The following is an 18,727-nucleotide window of genomic DNA, read 5'->3' as shown; positions in this document are numbered from 1 at the left end:
TCAGCGCGCCGCGGCCCAGCCGGCCAGCAGGGCCGGCAGATGCGCCATGTCGGTGAACACATGCGCCACGCCAACTTCGCGCAGCGCCGAGGCGCTGCTGTGGCCGTTGGCGCTCGGGCTGTAGCCGAACACGGTGGCGCCCGCCGCCACCCCGGCGGTGGCGCCGGTGATGGTGTCTTCGACCACGGCGCAGCGGCGCGGATCCACGCCCAGCGCGCTGGCGGCGGCCAGGTAGACATCGGGATGCGGCTTGCTGCGCGGCATCTCGTGGCCACTGAAGACCCGTTCGCCGAAACACTCGGCGATGCCAACCTTGGCCAGCTGCAACTCGACCTTGCGGCGATCGGCGCCCGAGGCCACGGCGATGCGGCCCGCCAGCGTCTGGTGCAAGGCCCGCACCGCATCCGGCGCGCCGGGAATCTCGCGCAGCTCGCGGTCGAGCGCGGCATTGCGGCGCTCGCGGAATTGCGCGAACCACTCGGGCGACAGCGCCACGCCGGTGCGCGCCTGGATCAAGGGCAGTTCATCACGCACCGCCTTGCCGGTGAAGATGCGGGTAGCCTCTTCGAAGGTGATGGCCCAGCCCAGCTCGTTGAGCATCTCGGTCAGGACGCGGGCGGTGATCGGCTCGGAATCGACCAGGACGCCGTCACAGTCGAACAACACGGCGTCAAAGGGAAAATCAGTCATTGCGGCTACGGGGGTCAGGGGCGGAGAAGCCCCAGAGCATACTTCACCTCCGGCGCCTCGGCCGCCCGCGCAAGCAACGGAGTGCGCGGCGCCGCGCGGTTCGCTATGCTGTTTCGCGGGCGGCGCTCCCTGCGCGCCCCGCTCCCGTCCACCCGCTGCCCCGTGCCCATGCCGCCAACCGCTCCCCTGCCCGCCCGCCGCCGGCCCGCTCCCGCCAAGCCCTCTGAACGTGCCGGGACGGCTCCCGCCGCCGACGATATGTCCGCCCTGTATGCCCGCGCGGCGCGGCACCTGGCCGCACTGGACGCGGACTGGGCAGACCATGTGGCCGCCATCGGCCCCTGCCGCCATGCCTCGCGGCCGGCGCGCGATCCCTACGAGGCGCTGGTACGCGCCATCGCCTACCAGCAACTGCACGCGCGCGCCGGCGATGCCATTCTCGGCCGCCTGCTGGCGCTGTATCCGGGGCAGGCCTTTCCCGCGCCCCGCGCGCTGCTGGACACCGACCCCGGTATCCAGCGCGCCTGCGGCTTTTCGGCGTCCAAGCTGGCCACCATCCGCGGCATCGCGCAGGCCGCGCTGGACGGCCTGATCCCCGCGCGCGACGAAGCCCTGGCGATGCGCGACGAGGACCTGATCGCGCGCCTGGTGACGCTGCGCGGCGTGGGCCGCTGGACGGTGGAGATGCTGCTGATCTACACGCTCGAACGCATGGATATCCTGCCGGTGGACGACTATGGCGTGCGCGAGGGCTACCGCCGCCTGAAGCGGCTGGACAAGGCGCCCTCGCCGGCGCAGATGCGCGCCATCGGCGAGGCCTTCAGCCCCTACCGCACGATCGCGGCCTGGTATCTGTGGCGCCTGCCCGCCTCGCCCTCACCGGCGGCGTCATGAGCGCGCTGCCGGCGCTGGACCGCTACGACTGGACCCACATCCTTGAACAGCTGGACGCCGAGGGCTGGGCGCCGCTGCCCGCGTTGTTCAGCCCCGCGCGGGCCGCTGAACTGGCGCGCGCCTTCGACGATCCGCGTACCTTGCCCGCCGGCGCCGATGGCCAGGCATGCCGATCATGGCGCCCGCCCCTGCCTGATGGCTTGGACGCGCTGCAACGGCAGCTGCACGCGCGGCTGGCGCCGCTGGCTCGGTCATGGGCGCAGCGGTTGGGACGCGCCGCCCCCGCGGCCACGGCGGCGGCCCCGGCCTGCCTGAGCCGGCTCGGCCAGGACGGCAGCCTCCCCCTGCGCCATGCCGCGGACGACGCCGCGTTCCCCTTCTGCCTGATTGCCTTGCTGTCCGAGCCCGGACGGGACTTCACCGGCGGCGAATTCGTCATGACCGAGCAACGGCCGCGCCAGCAATCGCGCCCGATGGTTCTGCCGCTGCGCCGGGGCGATGGCGCCGTGATCGCGGCGGCGCACCGGCCGGTGCGGGGCGCCAACGGCGACTACCGCGCCACGCTGCGCCATGCCATCAGCCGGGTGCGCAGCGGCGAGCGGGTCGGGCTGTCGCTGCCGCTGGACGGCCAGTCCGCCCCGCCGTAAGGCCTGGACAACCCGGCGCCGTCAGAAGTCCATCGACGCCGACAGCATCAGCGTGCGCGGCACGCCCTGCGAGAGGGTGCCGTAGGACGCCACGCCCGACCAGTAAGCGCGGTTGAACAGGTTGACCACGTTGGCGCGCAGCGTCACCGCCTTGCCATCGATGCGCGTAACGTAGCGGGCGCCCAGGTCGAACGTGGTCCATGACGGCACCGATTGCGTATTGGCCTGGTTGACGTATTCCTTGCCGGTGTGGATCACGCCGCCGGTCAGGGTCAGGCCGGCGACCCAGGGCGTATCCCATTCCGCGCCCAGGTTGGCGGTAAAGCGCGGCACGCCCACCGGCCGGTTGCCGCGCGTGGCGGGGTTGCTGGTGCGTGTCAGCTCGGCATCCAGGAAGGTCACGCCGCCCAGCAGACGCAGGCCGCGCAGCGGCTCGCCCGACAGGTTCAGCTCCAGGCCGCGGTTGCGCTGTTCGCTGTCCGCGGCATACACCGAGCCGGTCAACTGGCCGCTGGGCTTGGTGATCTCGAAGGCGCTCAGGGTCAGCATGGCGCTGTCGAAATCGACCTTTACGCCCACCTCCTTCTGCTTGGCCTTGTAGGGCTTGAACACCTGTCCGGCGTTGGACGCGGTGGCTGGCGCCACGTCGCCCTTGCTCAGGCCTTCGATGTAGTTGGCGTAGAACGAGACATTGCCCCACGGCTTGAGCACCAGGCCGGCCAGCGGCGTGACGGCGCTCTCGTCATAGCTGAGCGTGCGCGCCCCCGTGGCGGGATTGAAATTGCGCGACTCGATGCGCTGCTGGCGCGCCCCCAGCGTCAGTTGCGCGCGCTCGTCCAGCACGCTCAGGGTGTCGGCCAGCGCGAAGCCGGTCAGGTCCGATGACGACACCTTGGGCACGCTGGCGGGCGCGGCGATGTCCTGCCGCGGCCGCGTCACCGGGTGGTAGATGTTGGACGACAGCGGCGTGCCGGTCACGCTGGCCTGCGAATTGCGGTCGCTGTACAGCGTGCCCATGAAGGTGATGGCGTGGCGCACCGGACCAGTATCCAGCCTGGCGCGCAGGCCGGCATTGTAGGTGCTGCGGTCAACCTGGAACTTGAAGTGGTTGGGCGTCACCACGGTGTCGCCGGCGGCATTGACGATGGTGGGGGTCTGATCGGACAGACGGTTGATGGCGGTATCCGAGCCACCGGCGTCGGCGAACACGGTCAGGCGGTCGCTGACGTCGTACTCCACCCGCAGCAGCGCGGACTGCCCCGACGATTTCCACCAGCCCCACGGCTGCGTCGCGTTGCGCCGGCCGTCCGGCGCATCAGGCGTACGCAACCCCGCCGCCACCAGGAACGGCCGCGTGGGCGCATCGACTTTCTCCTCCTGCGTCAGCAGGTCCAGCGAGGCTCGCAGTTTTTCCCCTTGGTAATCCAGCGACAGCGCGCCGATGTCGGTGCGCGAATGCAGGTTGTCCAGCGGCGTGTCGCCCTGGCGGTGCAGGCCATTGACGCGCACGCCCCAGGCGCCGTCGTCGCCGAAGCGCCGGCTCAGGTCGACGCGTCCGCCGAACTGCGAGGCGCCGGCGTAGTCGGCCGACACACGCGTCAGGTCCTGCGGCAAGGCGCGCTTGGGCACCATATTGATGACGCCGCCCACGCCGCTGTTGGGCGACATGCCGTACAGCAGCGCGGCGGGGCCCTTCAACACCTCGACGCGTTCGATGTAGTCGGTGAACACGTGGTAGTTGGGCGCCACGCCATAGACACCGTCGAAGGCGATCTCGCCCAGGTTGCCTTCGCCTATCGGGAAACCGCGGATATAGAACGAATCCGTCACCCCGCCTATCTGGCCGGTGAAGCGCACCGACGAGTCGACGTTGAGCGCGTCGGCCAGCGTCACCGCCTGGCGATTGGCCAGCAGGTCGGCGGTGTAGTTGGCGACGCTGAAGGGCGCATCCATCACGTCGCGGTTGCCCAGCATGCCCAGCCGGCCGCCGCGCGCGACCTGGCCGCCGGCATACTCGGACGGCAACGCCGACGGCGACACGCCGGCGCCATCGACAACGATGCTCGGTAACAGGGTGGCCGCGCCCGACGGCGACAGCGTGCGCAGTGAATACGCGCCGTCGCCCTGCTCGGCCAGGGCATAGCCCGACCCGGCCAACAGCCGCGCAAAGCCATCGCGCACGGTGTAGACGCCGTTCAGGCCGTCGCTGCGGCGCCCGGCCAGCAGCGCCGGATCGAACGACAGCGGCACGCCCGAAGCGGCGGCGAACTGCGCCAGCACATCGCCCAGTGCCCCGGGCGCGATCGCATAGGATCTGCCCGGCGCGGCGCTGGCGCCGTCGGTGGCGTGGGCAGCCGGCGGCGCCGCCAGCAGCAGGGCCAGGCCCAGCCCGAACGCGCTCGCGGTGGCCCGCAGTGAAGCGCAGGGGAGCCGCGCGCGGCGGAACGACGGAAGGCGGGTGGAGCTGACGGGCATGGAACGATCCTTCATGGGCGAGGGGCTCGCGGCCGGGCCGCGACGATTCACCCGGCACACCGGACGAAGGCGCAAAAAGTGTCAGGGCAAGCGCGATTAATTTGTAACAGCGGGATCGCCACCCGCGCTCCGCGCGGCCACCTTGATCCAGTACGGCGTGACGCGCTGGATCCGCACCGGCAAGGTCTTCTCGAGCAGGCGCAGGCTGGCATCGATGTCGCCCAGCGGAAACGCGCCCGAGACCCGCAATCCGGCCACCTCGGGATCGCAGCGCAGGAAGCCGCGCCGATAGCGCGCCAGTTCGTCCACCAGGTCGGCCAGCCGCCAGTTGTGCGCGGCCAGCATGCCGTGCTCCCATGACACCAGCGCCGCATCGGCGGCCCGCCCGGGTCCGATGCCGGCCGCATCGAAGCGCGCCTGCTGCCCCGCATGCAGCACCCGCCGCGCATCGCCGTCGGTGTGGATTTCCACCGCGTCTTCGAACACCGCCACCTGGATGTCATGGCCCGCGTCGCGCACCATGAAGCGGGTGCCCAGCGCCCGCACACTGCCGAACGCGGTGCGCACCCGTAATGGTCGCGGCGGCTGCTGCGGGTCCCGGCCGGAGGCCAGCAGGATCTCGCCGGCGCGCAGCCAGAGCTGGCGTTGCCGCGCGGTGTACTGGACATCCACCGCCGTGGCCGTGTTCAACCACAACCGCGTGCCGTCGGCCAGCAGCATCTGCCGCTGTTCGCCGGTGGCGGTACGGGCGTCGGCGCGCCATTCGCGCCAGGGCAGTTCGCGCCAGGCCAGCCAGGCCGCCGGCCCTGCTGCCAGCAGGCCCGCCACGGTGCGCAGCGCCTGGCGGCGCGCGGGCCGGTCCAGTTGCCGCAAGGTGCGCGCCCCCAGCGCCGGCGGCACCTGCCCGAAACTGCGCAACATGTCTTCGACCCGGCGCCAGGCCGCCGCGTGCGCCGCGCTGCGGCCGCGCCAGCGCTCGAACGCCGCCCGGTCCGAGGCCGACAGCGTTTCGGATTGGAAGCGCACCAGCCAGCCGGCGGCCTCTTCGAGCAACACGGGGTCCGGCGCGGCGCTCACGCGGAATCGGCCTGGTAGGCGATGAGACAGGCCGTCAACGCCTTCTGCATGTGGCGCTTGACGGTGGCCAGGGACACCCGTTGCACGCGGGCGATATCGGCATACGCCATGCCGTCGAACTGCGACGACAGGAAGATCGCGCGCGTCCTGGCCGGCAGGGTGCGCAAGGTGGCGTCAATGGCGTAAAGGGTTTCCAGGATCAGCGCCCGCAGTTCCGGCGACGGCGCTTCTCGCGGCGGCAGTTGCGCCGCCGCGGCTTGATAGGCATCTTCCAGCGAGCGCCGGCGCCAGTGGTCCACCACCAGCCCCTTGGCGATGTGCGTGAGCAACGCGCGCGGCTCGTCGCCGCCGCCGGCCCGCACCCGCGCGGCCATCAGGCGCACGAAGGTATCGTGGGCCAGGTCGGCCGCATCGAAGGAATTACCGAGCTTCCTGCGCAGCCAGAGCGACAGCCAGCCATGGTGCTGGCGATAGATCCGCGTGACGGTGTCGGCGGGCAGGAAATCGGTCGGGGACACGGCGCAGCTCGCGAGCAATCTAAATGGGAATTGTTACTATTTTATCCCATTCCCGCCGATGCTTGCGCGCGCCTCCCGGGCTTCGCCCGCGCGCCGCCAGAACGCCACATTCAGAACGTCGCCTTCAGATTCAGAAAGACGTTGCGAGGCTCGCCGTAATACACCTGATTGGCCACGCCTCCCAGGTAGTACTTCTTGTCGAACAGGTTGTTCAGGTTCAGCTGTGCCGACAGGTGCGAACTGAAGTCGTAGCGTGCCATCAGGTTGAACACCGCGTACGCCTTCTGCCGGGCGGTAACACTGCCTTCGTTCAGCTGCACCTTGCTATAGGTGCTGATCTGCCAGTTGGCGCCGCCGCCCAGCGTCAGCTTGTTCCAGGCACCTGGCAGGCGATAAGTCGTGAATAGGGTGGCCGAGGCGCGCGGCCGCTCGGTATTGACCGATACGCCATGCACGTCGCGGCTGGTGTAGTAGGTGCCGCCCAGCGTGGTGTTCCATCCTGGCGCCAGTTGGCCGGTCAGTTCCATCTCGATGCCGCGCGTGGTGACCCCGTCGGCTGTCCGGTAGGCGCCATCGGTCGACCCCGGCACCACATAGCCTGGATCCGGCACGGCGGTCTTGGTTTCCTTGACCTTGAACAATGCCACCGACGCATTCAGCCGGCCTTCCAGGTATTCGCCCTTGAGGCCAATTTCGTAGTTCCGCCCCGCGACCGGGTCCAGGTAGTTGCCATTGCGGTCGCGGTAGTCCTGCGGCTGGAAGATGTCGGTATAGCTGGCGTAGGCCGAATAGGTGCGATCCAGGTCTATCACCACGCCGGCGTATGGCAACAGGCGCGAGTCGCGCTGGTCGCGGGTGGGCGAGCGCGACTTCCAGGATGCGTGGCGGGCGCCAGTGATGAGCGTCACATCGTCAGTAAACGACCAGCGCGCGGCGGCATACACGCCGCGCTGGTGCGTCACGGTGTCGCGCAGCGTCGACGCGCCCCAGGCGGGCTCGGGATAGGAGCCGTCCCAGTCATGAAACGAGCCCGTCGGCGGCATCGACGCGGGCCGGGCGTAGCTGTAGAAATCCTCGCTGTAGCGGCTGCGCGAGGCACCCAGCACCAGCTCGTGGCGACGGCCGAGCAACTGGAATGGCCCCTTGACCAGCAGATCCAGCGCGGTCTGCTGCGCATAGGAATTCCAGTAGCCGGGAAAGCCGCGCCAACCGGCGCCGGTGGCGCGATCGGGCAGGCCGCTGAACCACAACAGCTTGGCGTCATACTTGCTCTTGCGTTGCGACCACGCGAGCCGCGCTTCCCAATCGTTGTCGAAGCGGTGCGACAGCGTCGCGAAGGCCGTGCGCTGCGTCGTGTGCCAATAGGTCCAGTCGGCCGCGCTGCTCTTGGAGCGACGCCAATCGGTGGGCGTGCCATCGCTGAACACGACCGGCAGGCCGCCCCAGGTCGAGCCGCGCGGCCGCTTGTCCTGGTAGTCCATGCCGACACTCAGTTGCGTGGCCGGTGTCAGGTCCGCGTCGATCACCCCATAGAACACCTTCTTGTCGGCGTGGTAGTAGTCGATGTAGGAATCGGTCTTCTGGTACAGCGTCACCATGCGCGCGCGCACCGTGCCCGCCGCGTTCAGCGGCGTCGTCAGGTCGACCGACCCGCGATACCGGTTCCACGAACCCATGCCCGCGTTGACCTCGCCGGTGAATTCGCGGCTGTTGGCATGCTTGCGCACCAGGTTGATCGAGGCCGACGGATTGCCAGCGCCCGTCATCAGGCCGGTGGCCCCGCGCACCACTTCGATGCGGTCGTAGATGATGGAATCGTTGTTGGACTCGCCATACATCGACAAGCCGATCGTGGTCGGCACGCCGTCGTACTGCAGGCTATCGATATAAAAGCCACGCGACCAGAAATCGGTGCGGTCACTGTCTTCGGCCACCACCTGCACGCCGACCACGTTGCCCATCACCTCGTCCAGCGAACGCAGGTTCTGGTCCTCGATGCGCTGGCGCGTCACCACCGTGACCGACTGCGGCGTTTCGCGCAGCGACAACGACAGCCCCGTGGCCGCCGCCGTCGCGGGTGTGGTGTAGGACCCCGTGCCTTCGGTCACGACCGGATCGCCCGCGCCCAGCACCGTGACCGGCGCCAGGCTCGCCGTTTGCTCCTGGCGCGTCAGGACGATGCTGTCGCCCTGCCAGCGGTAGCCCACGCCGGAACCCCGCAGCAAGCGCGCCAGCGACTGCGCCGGGCTGGCATTCATGCGCAGGCCCGGCGTTTGCAGCCCGGCCACCAGTTCAGGGGCATAGAACACGCGCTGGCGCGTCTGCGCGGCCCATAGCAGCAGGGCTTCGCCCAGCGGCATGGCGGCGATGTCGACCGCCACCGCGGGCGCCTGCGTCCCGGCCGCGCCGCAGACACCCGTCGTCATGGCCAACGACAACATCAGGGAAGAGAGAACGATACGGGGCATGGCGCGCGCGCGGCGCCTGGAGGAAGCATTCACGATCAGCGACAGTTTCGGTTCGAGGGCAAGAAGGAAGTCTCCTTGCGGAGACAGGGCGCGGCGCGCCTTCTCTCCTAGAACGATGCCGACGCTAAAAAACCTGAATGCGGGGGACGATTATTTTGTAACGGCGCGGCGTGCCTGGTTCTCGATACCGCCTAGCGCAGGGTCACATCGATGGCGCCATTGGCGGCCGGCACCAACTTCACCGGCGCCACGGCCGGCAGCGCCTCCAGCAACGCCTCGGGCCGATCCAGGCTGAACGAAGCCGACACCCGCAGGCGGCCTGCCTTGCTGTCGGTCAGCCGCAGCGGCGTGGCCAGATAGCGGTTCATCTCGCTCACCACGTCGGCCAGCGGGGCGTTCTTGAACACCACCCTGCCCGTCTGCCAGGCCAGCGCGGTATCGACGTCGGCCGGAGCCGGAACACCGATGGCGCCGCTGCCCGGCACACGGATGCCATGGCCGTCACGCAACACCGCCAGGCCCAGGTTCCACCAATGGCCGCCGGTTACTTCGACGGTACCGGAGCGCACCAGCACGGTCACCACGTCTTCGTCGCGGCGCACATCGAACACCGTGCCGGTCACGCGCACTTCGCCGCTGCCCGCGCGCACGATGAAGGGCCGGTCCGCATCCGGACTGACGCTGAAGAGGATCTCGCCGCCCTGCAATTCGACCTCGCGGCGGCCGCCATAGAACTTGACCTCGGCCAGGGTGCTGCCGTTGATCTCGAGCACCGAACCATCGGGCAGGGTGATCTGCTTGCGCTCGCCCCGGTCGGCGCCCACCACCGTGGCATAGGTGGGCGCCTCGCTGGGCAGGCTCCACCAGGTGACCAGCGCCACCATCGCCACTACCGCGCAAGCGAAAGCGAAGCGCAACGGCGCCGCGATGCGGCGGCGGGGCGGACGGGCCGGCACCGCGCCGCCCAGCAGGTCGCGCACCCGGTCGCGCGGCAGTTGCCCGGCGACCTGGCCCAGTTGCTGCATGCGGTCGAATTCGCGCGCCGCATCCGGCTGCTCGCGGCGCCAACGCGCGAACGCGCGCCGCTCGCGCCGCGTCATGTCGCCCGAATGCCAGCGGGCAAACCACCAGGCGGCGGTAGCGGGCTGGCGCGGATCGTCGGCATCGCGGGAGCAGGACTCGGTCATCGTTGGCTGTGGCTCGCGCCGTGGCGCGGAACTGGGGTGAAGGAAAACCGCGTCACGGATTGTGCTCGCGCAGGCGTTCCCGCACGTGTTCGATCGCTCGCATGACGTAGCGTTCAATCATATTCTTGGACAGCCCCATATGGGTGGCCACTTCGGCCTGAGTCCAGCCCTCGATGCGGTTCAGCACGAAGGCCTGGCGGCACTTGGGAGGCAGTTCAGCCAGCACCCGCGCCAGGTCGTCAGCCAGCCGCGCCGCGCGCACCGGCCCGTCGGGATCGGCCTGCACGGGTTCGTCGTGCTCGCCCAGTTCATCCAGCGGCACATGCTGCTCGCGGCGCTGGCGGCGCCAACGGTCGATCAGCCGATGGCCGGCCGCCTGGAACAGATAGCCACGCGCCTTGGCCGCCACGCTGCCGTCGGCCCTGAGCAGGTGTTCGATCGCGTCGTGCGCGGCATCTTCGGCGTCGTGCCGGTTGCCCGAACGACGGCTCCACGCGCCAATCAACTCGTCATAGCAGGCGAGCCATCCGGGGCGAGGCGAAACGGGGCGGGACATGGAACGATCCGGTGGCGTAGGGTAGCGACGCTGCGGATTTTACAAACAATTCTCATTATCGCAAGCGCGCCCGGCCGGCCAAGCCGTGTCCGCGCGCTAGTAATCCATCGGTACGTGGCTTTGCGCCCCGCGCAGTTCCTGGATGTGCCGCTCGGCATGCTCGCGCTCGACGGCAGGCGGCAAGGCGCGCCAGCTCACCATGTTGCCGGGCGCCTTGGCCGGCATCCAGCCCAGCACGCTGTACAGCGTGATCGCGGTGCCGCCCGTGTCGAACCGCGTTTCGTAATAGCCCTGCCGTTCCGGCGCCGTGTCGCCAGACACCCATTCCAACTGCGACATCCCGTCTCCCTCTTGATCCAGCCTGTTCCGAAGGCGCGGTCCCGCGGGGGACCGCGTTCAATCGTATAGCGATGCCTGCCTCCCGATAAGCACACGATGCGCCCGCTTTTCAATTCTTGACAGGGGGGAATCCCTAGGATTTTTCCGAAACTCGATTGCTAAAGCGGGAACTCCGGCGCTAGGATGCGGCAAAGGATTCTTACAAACCCGGGAGCCGGCAACACACCCGCGCCCCGTGCAAGCCCTCCTCGGTAGGGGGCCATTTGGGGCGAACCCGTATGCCGACATCGAGCTTCATGCGCTATCCGAAAGATCGGCTGGCGGCCCTGGCGGGCGCGAACGGACTGCGCGCCATACGGGAAGGCCTGCTCTGGACGATGCCATGCCTGCTGGTGGCCGCGTTGTTCCTGGTGCTGTCGGTGCTGGCCCGCCAATTGGGACTGCCCGTCGCCGTCGCCGAGGCGCTGGCCGACGTCCATAGTCGGCTCAACGCCATCATGCCGATGCTAGTGAGCACCTCGGTCGGCTACATGATGTCGATCCGCTACCGCGTGCCCAACCTGCCCGCGGCATTCCTGTGCCTGTCATACGTGGTCATCGCCACCGCCCTGCTGGCGCCGTATCCGCACGCCGCCGCCACCCTGATCCTGTGCATCGCCCTCCTCCTGCCGCTGGGCTGCGTGCCGCTGCTGGCCCTGCTGCACCGGCGCCCCTGGACCCGGCTGGCGCCGGACGGGCTGATCGGCGAGAACGTGCGCGGCACCCTCAACATGGTGATACCCGGGCTGCTGACCGCCGGCGTCGTGGCGCTGGCGGTCACCGCGCTGCTGCGCATCCCCGGGGTGGCGCAGTTCGACATCCCGCTGGACCTGGCGTCGCTCGAAAGCCCCTTCACCACCGGGCCGGTGATTGCGGCGCTGAATTCCCTCTTCTGGTTCTTGGGCATCCACGGCTACCACGCGCTGTCGCCCATCATCGATGTGCTGGACCAGGCCACTCAACTGAACGCCGCCAGCGCCGCCGCCGGTTACGAGGGCATGTATGCCCTGAACGGCACCCTGCTGGGCGCCTTCGTCTTCATCGGCGGCGCCGGCGCGACGCTGTCGCTGGTCGCCGCCATCCTGCTGTTCTCGCGCAGCGAATCCCTGCGTCTGCTGGCGCTGGCCAGCATTCCGGTATCACTGCTGAACGTCAACGAGATCCTGCTGTTCGGCCTGCCGCTGATCCTCAATCCGCGCCTGCTGTTGCCCTTTGTCCTGGCGCCGGTGTGCAACGTGCTGATCGCGCTGGCCGTGGTGCAGGCCGGCTGGCTGGAGCCGGCCAGCGTCACGCTGCCGCTGACCTCGCCCGTGCTGCTCAACGCCTATCTCGGCGCCGGCGGCCATGTCGGCGGCGTGGTCCTGCAACTGCTCCTGATCGCGCTCGGCGCCTGCATCTACGCGCCGTTCGTGGTGGCGCTGGAACGGCAGCGCAAGGCCGACGCCACGGTCTACTTCAAGTCGCTGGACACCACGTTTCCGCGTCTGCAGGAAGAATCGCTGCTGTTTGCGCACGACCCGGTGGTTTCCACCTACGCCAATCGCGCCCGTCGCAGCGCCGAGATCTCGCGCATCCGCACCATCAGCGAGTACGACTTCTATCTCGAATACCAGCCGCAGGTGTCGCTGCGCAGCGGCCGCTGCACCGGCTGCGAGGCGCTGCTGCGCGCCACCGGCCCGGAAGGTTTGCAGCAGGCGCCGCTGGAATTCCTGCGCTGGCTGGCGCAGGCCGATCTGATGCGCGAAGTGGACCTGTGGGTGGCCAAGCAGGCGGTGCTGCAATGCCGCGCCTGGCGCCTGGCGGGCTTCAGCCTGCCGCTGACCATCAACGTCACCAGCGGCACGCTGACGTCCGCGTCATACCTGGACAAGCTCATCAAGGTGCTGGAGCAGGCCCAAGGCCAGGTGTCGGTGGAATTGACCGAGGACGCGCTGGTGGAAGACGCGCAGGCCCTGCACACCGCCTTCGACCGATTGCACGCGATCGGCTGCCAGGTCTACATCGATGACTTCGGCACCGGCTATTCGGCCCTGAGCTACCTGCACCAGTTCGAGATCGACGCCGTCAAGATCGACCGCAGCTTCGTGCAGGCGCAGGGCAGCGAGCGCGGCGCGCAGGTGATGAGCGGCCTGCTGCGCTTTTGCGAGGCGCTCGACCTGCGGATCATCGTCGAAGGGGTGGAAACGCGCGAACAGCTGACAGCGCTGGAATCCAGCGCCGAGATCATCGTGCAGGGCTGGTTCTACAGCAAGGCGCTGTCGGGCGACGCCATGATGGCGTTCGCGCGGCGCGAACAGCCCGCCGCCGTGCCCGGCGGCAGCGCCGCCGCTATTTGATGCCGATGAACGGCAGGGCCGATCCCGGCACCTGGGTCGCCGGCAGCACGCCGTCCCATTTCTCGACCGCGTTCAGGCTGACCAGGTTGGTATTGGCGGCCAGCGCCTCGGCCTTGGCGCGGATCGACGCGGCTTCGGCTTCGCCACGCATGCGGATGCCGTCGGCCTCGGCGGTGAACTGCTGACGGCGCGCGTCGGCTTCGGCCTTGGCCTTGACCACCTGGATCTCGGCGTTGATCATCGCCGTTTCCTTCTGCTGGCGCGTGGTCTCGATCTGCACCTGGGCCAGCATGCGCTGCTCGATCGAATGCTCGTAGGCCTGCGAGAAACCGACTTCCTCGATCTGCACGCCCACCACCTGCACCGGCGCGCCTTCCATGGTCTTGTGGACAGCGTTGTTGACGTCCAGCCCCAGCTTCTGGCGTTCCTGGATGGCGCGCACGGCGGTGTACTGGCCGAAAACATTCTTGACCGCGTCGGGCGTCTTGCGCTCGAGCACGCGCATCTGCAGATTGCCGATGGTGCCGTACTCCGAGTACAGCTCGGCCACGTGCTCGGCCGGCACGCGGTAGGTCACCGACACGCGCAGCGTGGCGGGCTGCTGGTCGTAGCTGTAGGCTTCGAGCTTTTCGAACACGAAGGTGTGGTCGCGCACCGACACCATCATCACGGTGTCGATGAACGGCGTCTTGAAATCCAGGCCCGGCTCCGACACGCGCACCAGCTTGCCATTGCGCAACACCACGCCGCGCTCGCCCTGGTCCACCTGGAACCAGGAACCGAACGCCAGGCACAGGATCAACACGAACAACACCGCCGTGCCGATGGCCAGCTTCAGGCTGCGTGGTTTCACGGACTTGACGATCTGGAGGTCGGTCGGCTTCACTTTCAGTCCCTTTCTGATTTATTGCGTTTACGATCCGAGAGCACGGCGGCGATGCCGCGCGCGAGCAAGTAGGCGACCGCGGCCGCCCCCACCAAGATCAGGAAATATCGCATCTGGCTTTTCCCCCGGAATGGAAGCGAGCGATTCTAGCCCGAGTCAGCGGCATGAAAGGTTACGGTTGTTGCAATGAGAAAAACCACTTGCCAATAGAGACAGTGCGCGTTCCGGCATTGCGCTACGCTGTGCGCGCCACACTACTGGGATCGCATCATGCGCCGCCATTTCGCCGCTTTCCTGACCGCCCTGGCCTGTGCCGCCCTTATCGCGCCGGCCTGGTCGGCCCCCCCTGAAAACCGCGGAAAGCCGGACCATGCCGGCCACGGCAACGGTAACGGCAAGAACAATGGCGGCGGCCGCGACGCCGATACCCACCTCAGCGTGACCCTGAGCACCGCCGGCATCAGCGTCTCGACCGCGCGCGGCTACGCCGTGCAGGCCGGAGCCACCGGCTACGGCGCGCTGCCGCCCGGCATCCGCAAGAACCTTGCGCGCGGCAAGCCGCTGCCGCCCGGGATCGCCAAGAAGATGGTGCCGGGCCCGATGCTGACGCGCCTGCCCGTGCATCCGGGCTATGAATGGCGCGTGGCCGGCAACGACCTGATTCTCATCGCCATCGCGACCGGCGTCGTCGCCGACGTGCTGGCTGGCGTGTTCGACTAACACGGCGCAATCCGGGGCGCGCATTTAACGTTCCTGGCATCGCGCCGCACACTGTTACGTCCGCGCGCATCCGATCTGCTACCGTGAAGGCTGCCGCGGGCCCGGCCCGCGCGCCATGTCCCCCATGACCTCGCAGGGAGATCGACCATGCCGCGCCCTTCCGCGTCCACGCCCCTGATCGGCGTGATCCCGCCTTATGTCCTGGACCGCCTGGCACAACATGCCGACGCGCGCGTCAGCATGCCGGCGGTCAAGACGCTCATCATCGACCAGCAGCAACGCGGATTGCGCGACATGGCGGCGCAGCCGCGGCGCGCCCATGAGCTGCCGGCCGGCGCGCGCCGCGACGCCGGCACGCCGCAACGCGCTGTGCACGACGCGGCCAATACCACCGCGCTGCCCGGCAAACTGGTGCGCGCCGAGGGCGAACGCGCCAGTGGCGATGCGGCGGTCGATGAGGCCTACGATCACCTGGGCGCGACCTACAGGCTGTTCCGCGACGTCTATCAGCGCGATTCCATCGACGGCGCCGGCATGCCGCTGGTGGGCAGCGTGCACTACGGCGACGACTACGACAACGCTTTCTGGAACGGCACGCAGATGGTGTTCGGCGACGGCGACGGCGAGGTGTTCAACCGCTTCACGGTGGCGGTCGACATCGTCGGCCACGAACTCACCCACGGCGTCATCGACAGCGAAGCGGCGCTGGCCTACCAGGGCCAGTCCGGCGCGCTCAACGAATCGCTGTGCGACGTGTTTGGCGCCCTGGTCAAGCAATACTCGCTGGGCCAGACGGCGCGCGAGGCCGACTGGCTGGTGGGCGCGGGCCTGTTCCTGCCGCGGCTGCAGGCGCGCGCGCTGCGCTCGATGGCCGAGCCCGGCAGCGCCTATGACGATCCGGTGCTGGGCAAGGACCCGCAGCCGGCCCACATGCGCGACTACGTCGATACGCCGCGGGACAATGGCGGCGTGCACATCAATTCCGGCATTCCGAACCGGGCCTTCCACCTGGCCGCGATCGCCCTGAAAGGCGCGGCCTGGGAAGTGGCCGGGCGCATCTGGTACGACACCCTGCGCGACAAGCGGCTGCGCCACGACGCCGACTTCGCCACGTTCGCGCGCCTGACGCTGGAGGTGGCGCGCGATTCGCACGGCGAAGCCGCGCGCAAGGCCGTGGCCGACGCCTGGGCGGCAGTGGGCGTGACATCATGATCGAGCTGCCCCCGCTCGAGTTCGCGCTGCGCGTCAGTCTGACGCGCGAAGGCGGCCTGGCCTACCTGCCCGGCCTGGCGCACACCCGCCGCATCGATCTGACCCATTGCCCGCCCGGACTGCGCCAGGAAGTCGGCGAAGCCCTGCAACGCACCGCCCCGCTGGCCACGCCGGATTGCGCCAGGCAGGGCGGCGACCAGCGCTACTTCCATATCGAACTGGAGTTCCGCGATCCAGCCGGCGGCGCCGCCACCCGCCTGGTCTTCGACGTGCCGGAGGCGCAGGCGCCGGACGCGCTGGTGCGCCTGTGGCGCGCACCGGAGGACCGCTGACGCGCAGGCCGGAAAAGGCGCCCGGCCAGCGGCCGGACCCGGCGCGCTTGCGCATTAGCGCCCCGCGCGGCCGCGTCACCGTGGCGCGCGTGGCGCTGCCTTGGCCGGCGGCGTCCGGAACTGGCCGATCTGGATCGCGCGCCCCGCCAGCAGGCCGCAGCCCGCCATCGCCACGCACAGCGCGGCGCATAGCCCGAGCGCCGCCGTCCATCCACCCAGCCGGTCGTGCATGGCGCCAACCAGCGCCGGCCCGCTGGCCGCGAACAGATAGCCGACGCACTGCGCCATGCCGGACAGCGCCGCCGCCTGCTGCGCATGGCTGGCGCGCAACCCCACGAACGTCAGGCCGAGGATGATGCCGCCGCCCGTGCCCAACCCGAGCAACACGATCCATAGCGTGGCCCAGCCCGGCGCCACGATCAGGCCGGCAAATGCCGCCAGCGAGGACGCCGCCGCGCAGAAGGCGGCGGCGCGCTGGTCTTGCATGCGCCGCACCACCGGCGCCAGAAACAAGGCCGGCCCGGCCGACATCAATTGCAGCAGCCCATGCAGCGAGCCGGCCCGCTCGGCCGAATAGCCGATATCGCGCAGGATCGCCGGCAGCCAGCTCACGCCCACGTAGAACACAAACGAATTGATGCCCAGGTACAGCGTCACCTGCCAGGCCAGCGCCGAATGCCACAGCCGCCCGCCGTGCGGCGCGTGCGTGGTGGAAGACGCCGGCGGCGTATGGTTGGCCAGCTGCGGCAGCCACAACAGTCCCGCGGCCACCGGAATCGCCAGCAGGCACAACGTGGAGAAACGCCAGTCGTCGCCGGCCAGGCTGGCCAGCGGCACCGCCAACGCCGAGGCCGCGCCGGCGGCGATGCTCATGGTCAGCACGTAGGCCGAGGTCAGGCCGGCCACGCGCTGCGGAAAGTCACGCTTGACCAGGCTGGGCAGCAATACATTGCCAATGGCGATGCCCGATCCGATCACCGCGGTGCCGAGGTACAGCGCCCAGGCCTGGCCCTGGCTGCGCAGCACGATGCCGCCAGCGATCAGCAGCAGCGCCAGGAACAGGGTGCGCTCCAGGCCATGGCGGCGCGCCATGCCGGCTGACACCAGCGAGACGACCGCGAAGGCCAGCAGCGGCAGCGTGATCAGCATGCCGGCGGCGGTATTCGACAATCCAAGCTGCGCGCGGATCAGGCCGACCAGCGGCGGCACGCCCGTGACCGGCGCGCGCAATGCCATGGCGATGAAGAGAATGCCCGCGATCAGCAGGACGGGGCGTTGGGAGGCGGGAGAGGCATGCATGCCGCCAGCATAGGCAAAATCGGCGCTGCTGAGTTTCGAGATAATGACAAAATATCCCTGAATCCAGCCAAGACATCGCCGAGTCGCTGCGAGCGGACCCGGCCGATCGCAGCACGGTGTCCGAATGAGGCCGGCGCCTGGCCATGAGCGAACGCGCACTGGCGCGCCGCCAGGGCCTAGGGCCATCGGGCGCAGCGCCGGCGGCGTTACGTCAGGGCTTCGCCCCCGCCACCAGGAACAGCCGCGGGAACGGCAGCAGCACGGTGCCGTCCGCCAGCGCCGGATAAGCGCGCGCAATCGCTTCCTGGTAACGCGCCAGGAACGCGGCCTGCTCGCCGGCATCCAGCTCGTTCAGGTAAGGCCGCAGGGCCGTGCCCTTGAACCACTCCACCACGGCCTGCGCGCCGGCCAGCGGATGCATATAGGTCGTGCGCCATACATCCAGGCGATCGCAATGCGGCTTGAGCAATTCGTAATACCAGGCGGCGCTGTGGCGCGGTGGATGCCTCACGCCGCCGATCTTGCCGGCCCAGGGCCCCTCGGCGGCAATCTGGCGCGCCAGTCGGTGGGCGGGTTCTTCCATGTTGTCGGGCGTCTGCACCGCCAGGCTGCCGCCTGGTGCCAGCTTGCCCACCAGGCGCGGATACAGGGTGGCGTGGTCCGGCACCCATTGCAGCGCCGCGTTGGCCAGGATCACGTCATACTGGTGCGGCGGGTTCCAGGTTTCGATGTCGGCCAGTTCGAAGGCAATCGACGGCAGGCGCTTGCGCGCGGCCTGCACCATGTCGTCGGAACTGTCCATGCCGGTCACGTCGGCCCGCGGGTAGCGGCTGGCCAACACCTCGGTGGAATTGCCCGGGCCACAGCCCAGGTCAATGGCGGTCGCGACGGCCTCGTTGGGCAATGCTGCAACCAGGTCGCGCACCGGGCGCGTGCGTTCGCTTTCGAAGGCGGAATACTGTTTGGCGGACCAGGTCATGACGGCTCCTTGCGCGGGTCTGGATACGTTCCGCACTCTACGCCGGCTCTTTCCATATGACAAATATATACAG

Annotated in this window: 17 protein-coding genes; 6 read left to right on the top strand and 11 right to left on the bottom strand. The window is 69.0% G+C overall.

Annotation, left to right across the window (positions count from 1 at the left end; genetic code table 11):
- Window positions 1-690, bottom strand: a complete 690-nt coding sequence (locus K2W61_RS13110) for an HAD family hydrolase (RefSeq protein ID WP_175132381.1) — start codon at window positions 688-690, stop codon at window positions 1-3.
- A gap of 258 nt (window positions 691-948) precedes the next feature.
- Here K2W61_RS13110 and K2W61_RS13105 point away from each other — a divergent pair, with 258 nt between their 5' ends.
- Together K2W61_RS13105 and K2W61_RS13100 are read left to right on the top strand one after the other, a co-directional pair.
- The gene (locus K2W61_RS13105; protein ID WP_236755794.1) at window positions 949-1,584 is read left to right on the top strand and encodes a DNA-3-methyladenine glycosylase family protein; all 636 of its coding nucleotides are present in this window, start codon (window positions 949-951) and stop codon (window positions 1,582-1,584) included.
- Window positions 1,581-2,231: a 2OG-Fe(II) oxygenase gene (locus K2W61_RS13100; RefSeq protein ID WP_175140500.1), complete on the top strand. Its 651-nt coding sequence runs from the start codon at window positions 1,581-1,583 to the stop codon at window positions 2,229-2,231. Before K2W61_RS13105 ends, K2W61_RS13100 begins: the two co-directional genes overlap by 4 nt.
- A 21-nt stretch (window positions 2,232-2,252) precedes the next feature.
- Here K2W61_RS13100 and K2W61_RS13095 read toward each other — a convergent pair whose 3' ends face one another.
- From K2W61_RS13095 to K2W61_RS13065, 7 genes are all read right to left on the bottom strand, one after another.
- Complete coding sequence (locus K2W61_RS13095) at window positions 2,253-4,706, bottom strand: TonB-dependent receptor (protein WP_236755793.1); 2,454 nt, start codon at window positions 4,704-4,706, stop codon at window positions 2,253-2,255.
- Window positions 4,707-4,802: 96 nt separating this feature from the next.
- Window positions 4,803-5,783, bottom strand: a complete 981-nt coding sequence (locus K2W61_RS13090; RefSeq protein WP_236755792.1) for a FecR domain-containing protein — start codon at window positions 5,781-5,783, stop codon at window positions 4,803-4,805.
- On the bottom strand, window positions 5,780-6,301 hold the full coding sequence (locus K2W61_RS13085; protein ID WP_236755791.1) for a sigma-70 family RNA polymerase sigma factor: 522 nt from the start codon (window positions 6,299-6,301) through the stop codon (window positions 5,780-5,782). Before K2W61_RS13085 ends, K2W61_RS13090 begins: the two co-directional genes overlap by 4 nt.
- A 110-nt stretch (window positions 6,302-6,411) precedes the next feature.
- Complete coding sequence (gene fhuE / locus K2W61_RS13080) at window positions 6,412-8,769, bottom strand: ferric-rhodotorulic acid/ferric-coprogen receptor FhuE (protein WP_236755790.1); 2,358 nt, start codon at window positions 8,767-8,769, stop codon at window positions 6,412-6,414.
- A gap of 191 nt (window positions 8,770-8,960) precedes the next feature.
- Window positions 8,961-9,956: a FecR family protein gene (locus K2W61_RS13075; RefSeq protein WP_175132374.1), complete on the bottom strand. Its 996-nt coding sequence runs from the start codon at window positions 9,954-9,956 to the stop codon at window positions 8,961-8,963.
- Window positions 9,957-10,008: 52 nt separating this feature from the next.
- Complete coding sequence (locus K2W61_RS13070; RefSeq protein WP_175132373.1) at window positions 10,009-10,512, bottom strand: RNA polymerase sigma factor; 504 nt, start codon at window positions 10,510-10,512, stop codon at window positions 10,009-10,011.
- A 96-nt stretch (window positions 10,513-10,608) separates the two neighbouring features.
- Window positions 10,609-10,851 (bottom strand): hypothetical protein, encoded by a 243-nt coding sequence (locus tag K2W61_RS13065; RefSeq protein ID WP_236755789.1) that lies wholly within the window; start codon window positions 10,849-10,851, stop codon window positions 10,609-10,611.
- Between the two features lie 278 nt (window positions 10,852-11,129).
- Between K2W61_RS13065 and K2W61_RS13060 the strand changes: the two genes are divergently transcribed.
- A complete protein-coding gene (locus K2W61_RS13060) occupies window positions 11,130-13,226 on the top strand; it encodes an EAL domain-containing protein (protein WP_175132371.1) in 2,097 nt (698 codons plus the stop codon).
- Here the strand turns inward: K2W61_RS13060 and K2W61_RS13055 are convergent.
- Window positions 13,219-14,079 carry a prohibitin family protein gene (locus K2W61_RS13055; RefSeq protein WP_175132414.1) on the bottom strand — a complete coding sequence of 287 codons (861 nt, stop codon included), beginning with the start codon at window positions 14,077-14,079 and terminating at the stop codon, window positions 13,219-13,221. The two genes, K2W61_RS13060 and K2W61_RS13055, sit on opposite strands and share 8 nt — an antisense overlap.
- 303 nt (window positions 14,080-14,382) lie before the next feature.
- Here K2W61_RS13055 and K2W61_RS13050 point away from each other — a divergent pair, with 303 nt between their 5' ends.
- The 3 genes from K2W61_RS13050 (at window position 14,383) to K2W61_RS13040 (ending at window position 16,376) form a co-directional block, all read left to right on the top strand.
- A complete protein-coding gene (locus tag K2W61_RS13050; RefSeq protein WP_175140496.1) occupies window positions 14,383-14,832 on the top strand; it encodes an anti-virulence regulator CigR family protein in 450 nt (149 codons plus the stop codon).
- A gap of 147 nt (window positions 14,833-14,979) precedes the next feature.
- A complete protein-coding gene (locus K2W61_RS13045; protein WP_175132370.1) occupies window positions 14,980-16,044 on the top strand; it encodes a M4 family metallopeptidase in 1,065 nt (354 codons plus the stop codon).
- Window positions 16,041-16,376 (top strand): protealysin inhibitor emfourin, encoded by a 336-nt coding sequence (locus K2W61_RS13040; protein ID WP_175132369.1) that lies wholly within the window; start codon window positions 16,041-16,043, stop codon window positions 16,374-16,376. The genes K2W61_RS13045 and K2W61_RS13040 overlap by 4 nt, the downstream gene beginning before the upstream one ends.
- Before the next feature lie 75 nt (window positions 16,377-16,451).
- On the opposite strand, the gene K2W61_RS13035 is transcribed toward K2W61_RS13040, so the two are convergent.
- On the bottom strand, window positions 16,452-17,675 hold the full coding sequence (locus tag K2W61_RS13035; protein WP_236755788.1) for an MFS transporter: 1,224 nt from the start codon (window positions 17,673-17,675) through the stop codon (window positions 16,452-16,454).
- A 211-nt stretch (window positions 17,676-17,886) separates the two neighbouring features.
- Window positions 17,887-18,654, bottom strand: coding sequence for a trans-aconitate 2-methyltransferase (tam, locus tag K2W61_RS13030; RefSeq protein WP_175132367.1), 768 nt, complete (start codon window positions 18,652-18,654; stop codon window positions 17,887-17,889).
- Between the last annotated feature and the right edge of the window lie 73 nt (window positions 18,655-18,727).

Source organism: Achromobacter pulmonis (assembly GCF_021733725.1).
Taxonomy (GTDB): Bacteria; Pseudomonadota; Gammaproteobacteria; order Burkholderiales; family Burkholderiaceae_B; genus Achromobacter; species Achromobacter pulmonis.
The sequence above is the reverse complement of the archived record's forward strand: the minus strand, read 5'-3'. Positions and strand labels throughout refer to the sequence as shown.

Bases quoted from the DNA above. Each gene is read 5' to 3' on its own strand.
- K2W61_RS13110 (WP_175132381.1), bottom strand. From the start codon at position 690: ATGACTGATTTTCCCTTTGACGCCGTGTTGTTCGACTGTGACGGCGTC.
- K2W61_RS13105 (WP_236755794.1), top strand. From the start codon at position 949: ATGTCCGCCCTGTATGCCCGCGCGGCGCGGCACCTGGCCGCACTGGAC.
- K2W61_RS13100 (WP_175140500.1), top strand. From the start codon at position 1,581: ATGAGCGCGCTGCCGGCGCTGGACCGCTACGACTGGACCCACATCCTT.
- K2W61_RS13095 (WP_236755793.1), bottom strand. From the start codon at position 4,706: ATGCCCGTCAGCTCCACCCGCCTTCCGTCGTTCCGCCGCGCGCGGCTC.
- fhuE (WP_236755790.1), bottom strand. From the start codon at position 8,769: ATGCCCCGTATCGTTCTCTCTTCCCTGATGTTGTCGTTGGCCATGACG.
- K2W61_RS13075 (WP_175132374.1), bottom strand. From the start codon at position 9,956: ATGACCGAGTCCTGCTCCCGCGATGCCGACGATCCGCGCCAGCCCGCT.
- K2W61_RS13070 (WP_175132373.1), bottom strand. From the start codon at position 10,512: ATGTCCCGCCCCGTTTCGCCTCGCCCCGGATGGCTCGCCTGCTATGAC.
- K2W61_RS13065 (WP_236755789.1), bottom strand. From the start codon at position 10,851: ATGTCGCAGTTGGAATGGGTGTCTGGCGACACGGCGCCGGAACGGCAG.
- K2W61_RS13060 (WP_175132371.1), top strand. From the start codon at position 11,130: ATGCCGACATCGAGCTTCATGCGCTATCCGAAAGATCGGCTGGCGGCC.
- K2W61_RS13050 (WP_175140496.1), top strand. From the start codon at position 14,383: ATGCGCCGCCATTTCGCCGCTTTCCTGACCGCCCTGGCCTGTGCCGCC.
- K2W61_RS13045 (WP_175132370.1), top strand. From the start codon at position 14,980: ATGCCGCGCCCTTCCGCGTCCACGCCCCTGATCGGCGTGATCCCGCCT.
- K2W61_RS13040 (WP_175132369.1), top strand. From the start codon at position 16,041: ATGATCGAGCTGCCCCCGCTCGAGTTCGCGCTGCGCGTCAGTCTGACG.
- K2W61_RS13035 (WP_236755788.1), bottom strand. From the start codon at position 17,675: ATGCATGCCTCTCCCGCCTCCCAACGCCCCGTCCTGCTGATCGCGGGC.
- tam (WP_175132367.1), bottom strand. From the start codon at position 18,654: ATGACCTGGTCCGCCAAACAGTATTCCGCCTTCGAAAGCGAACGCACG.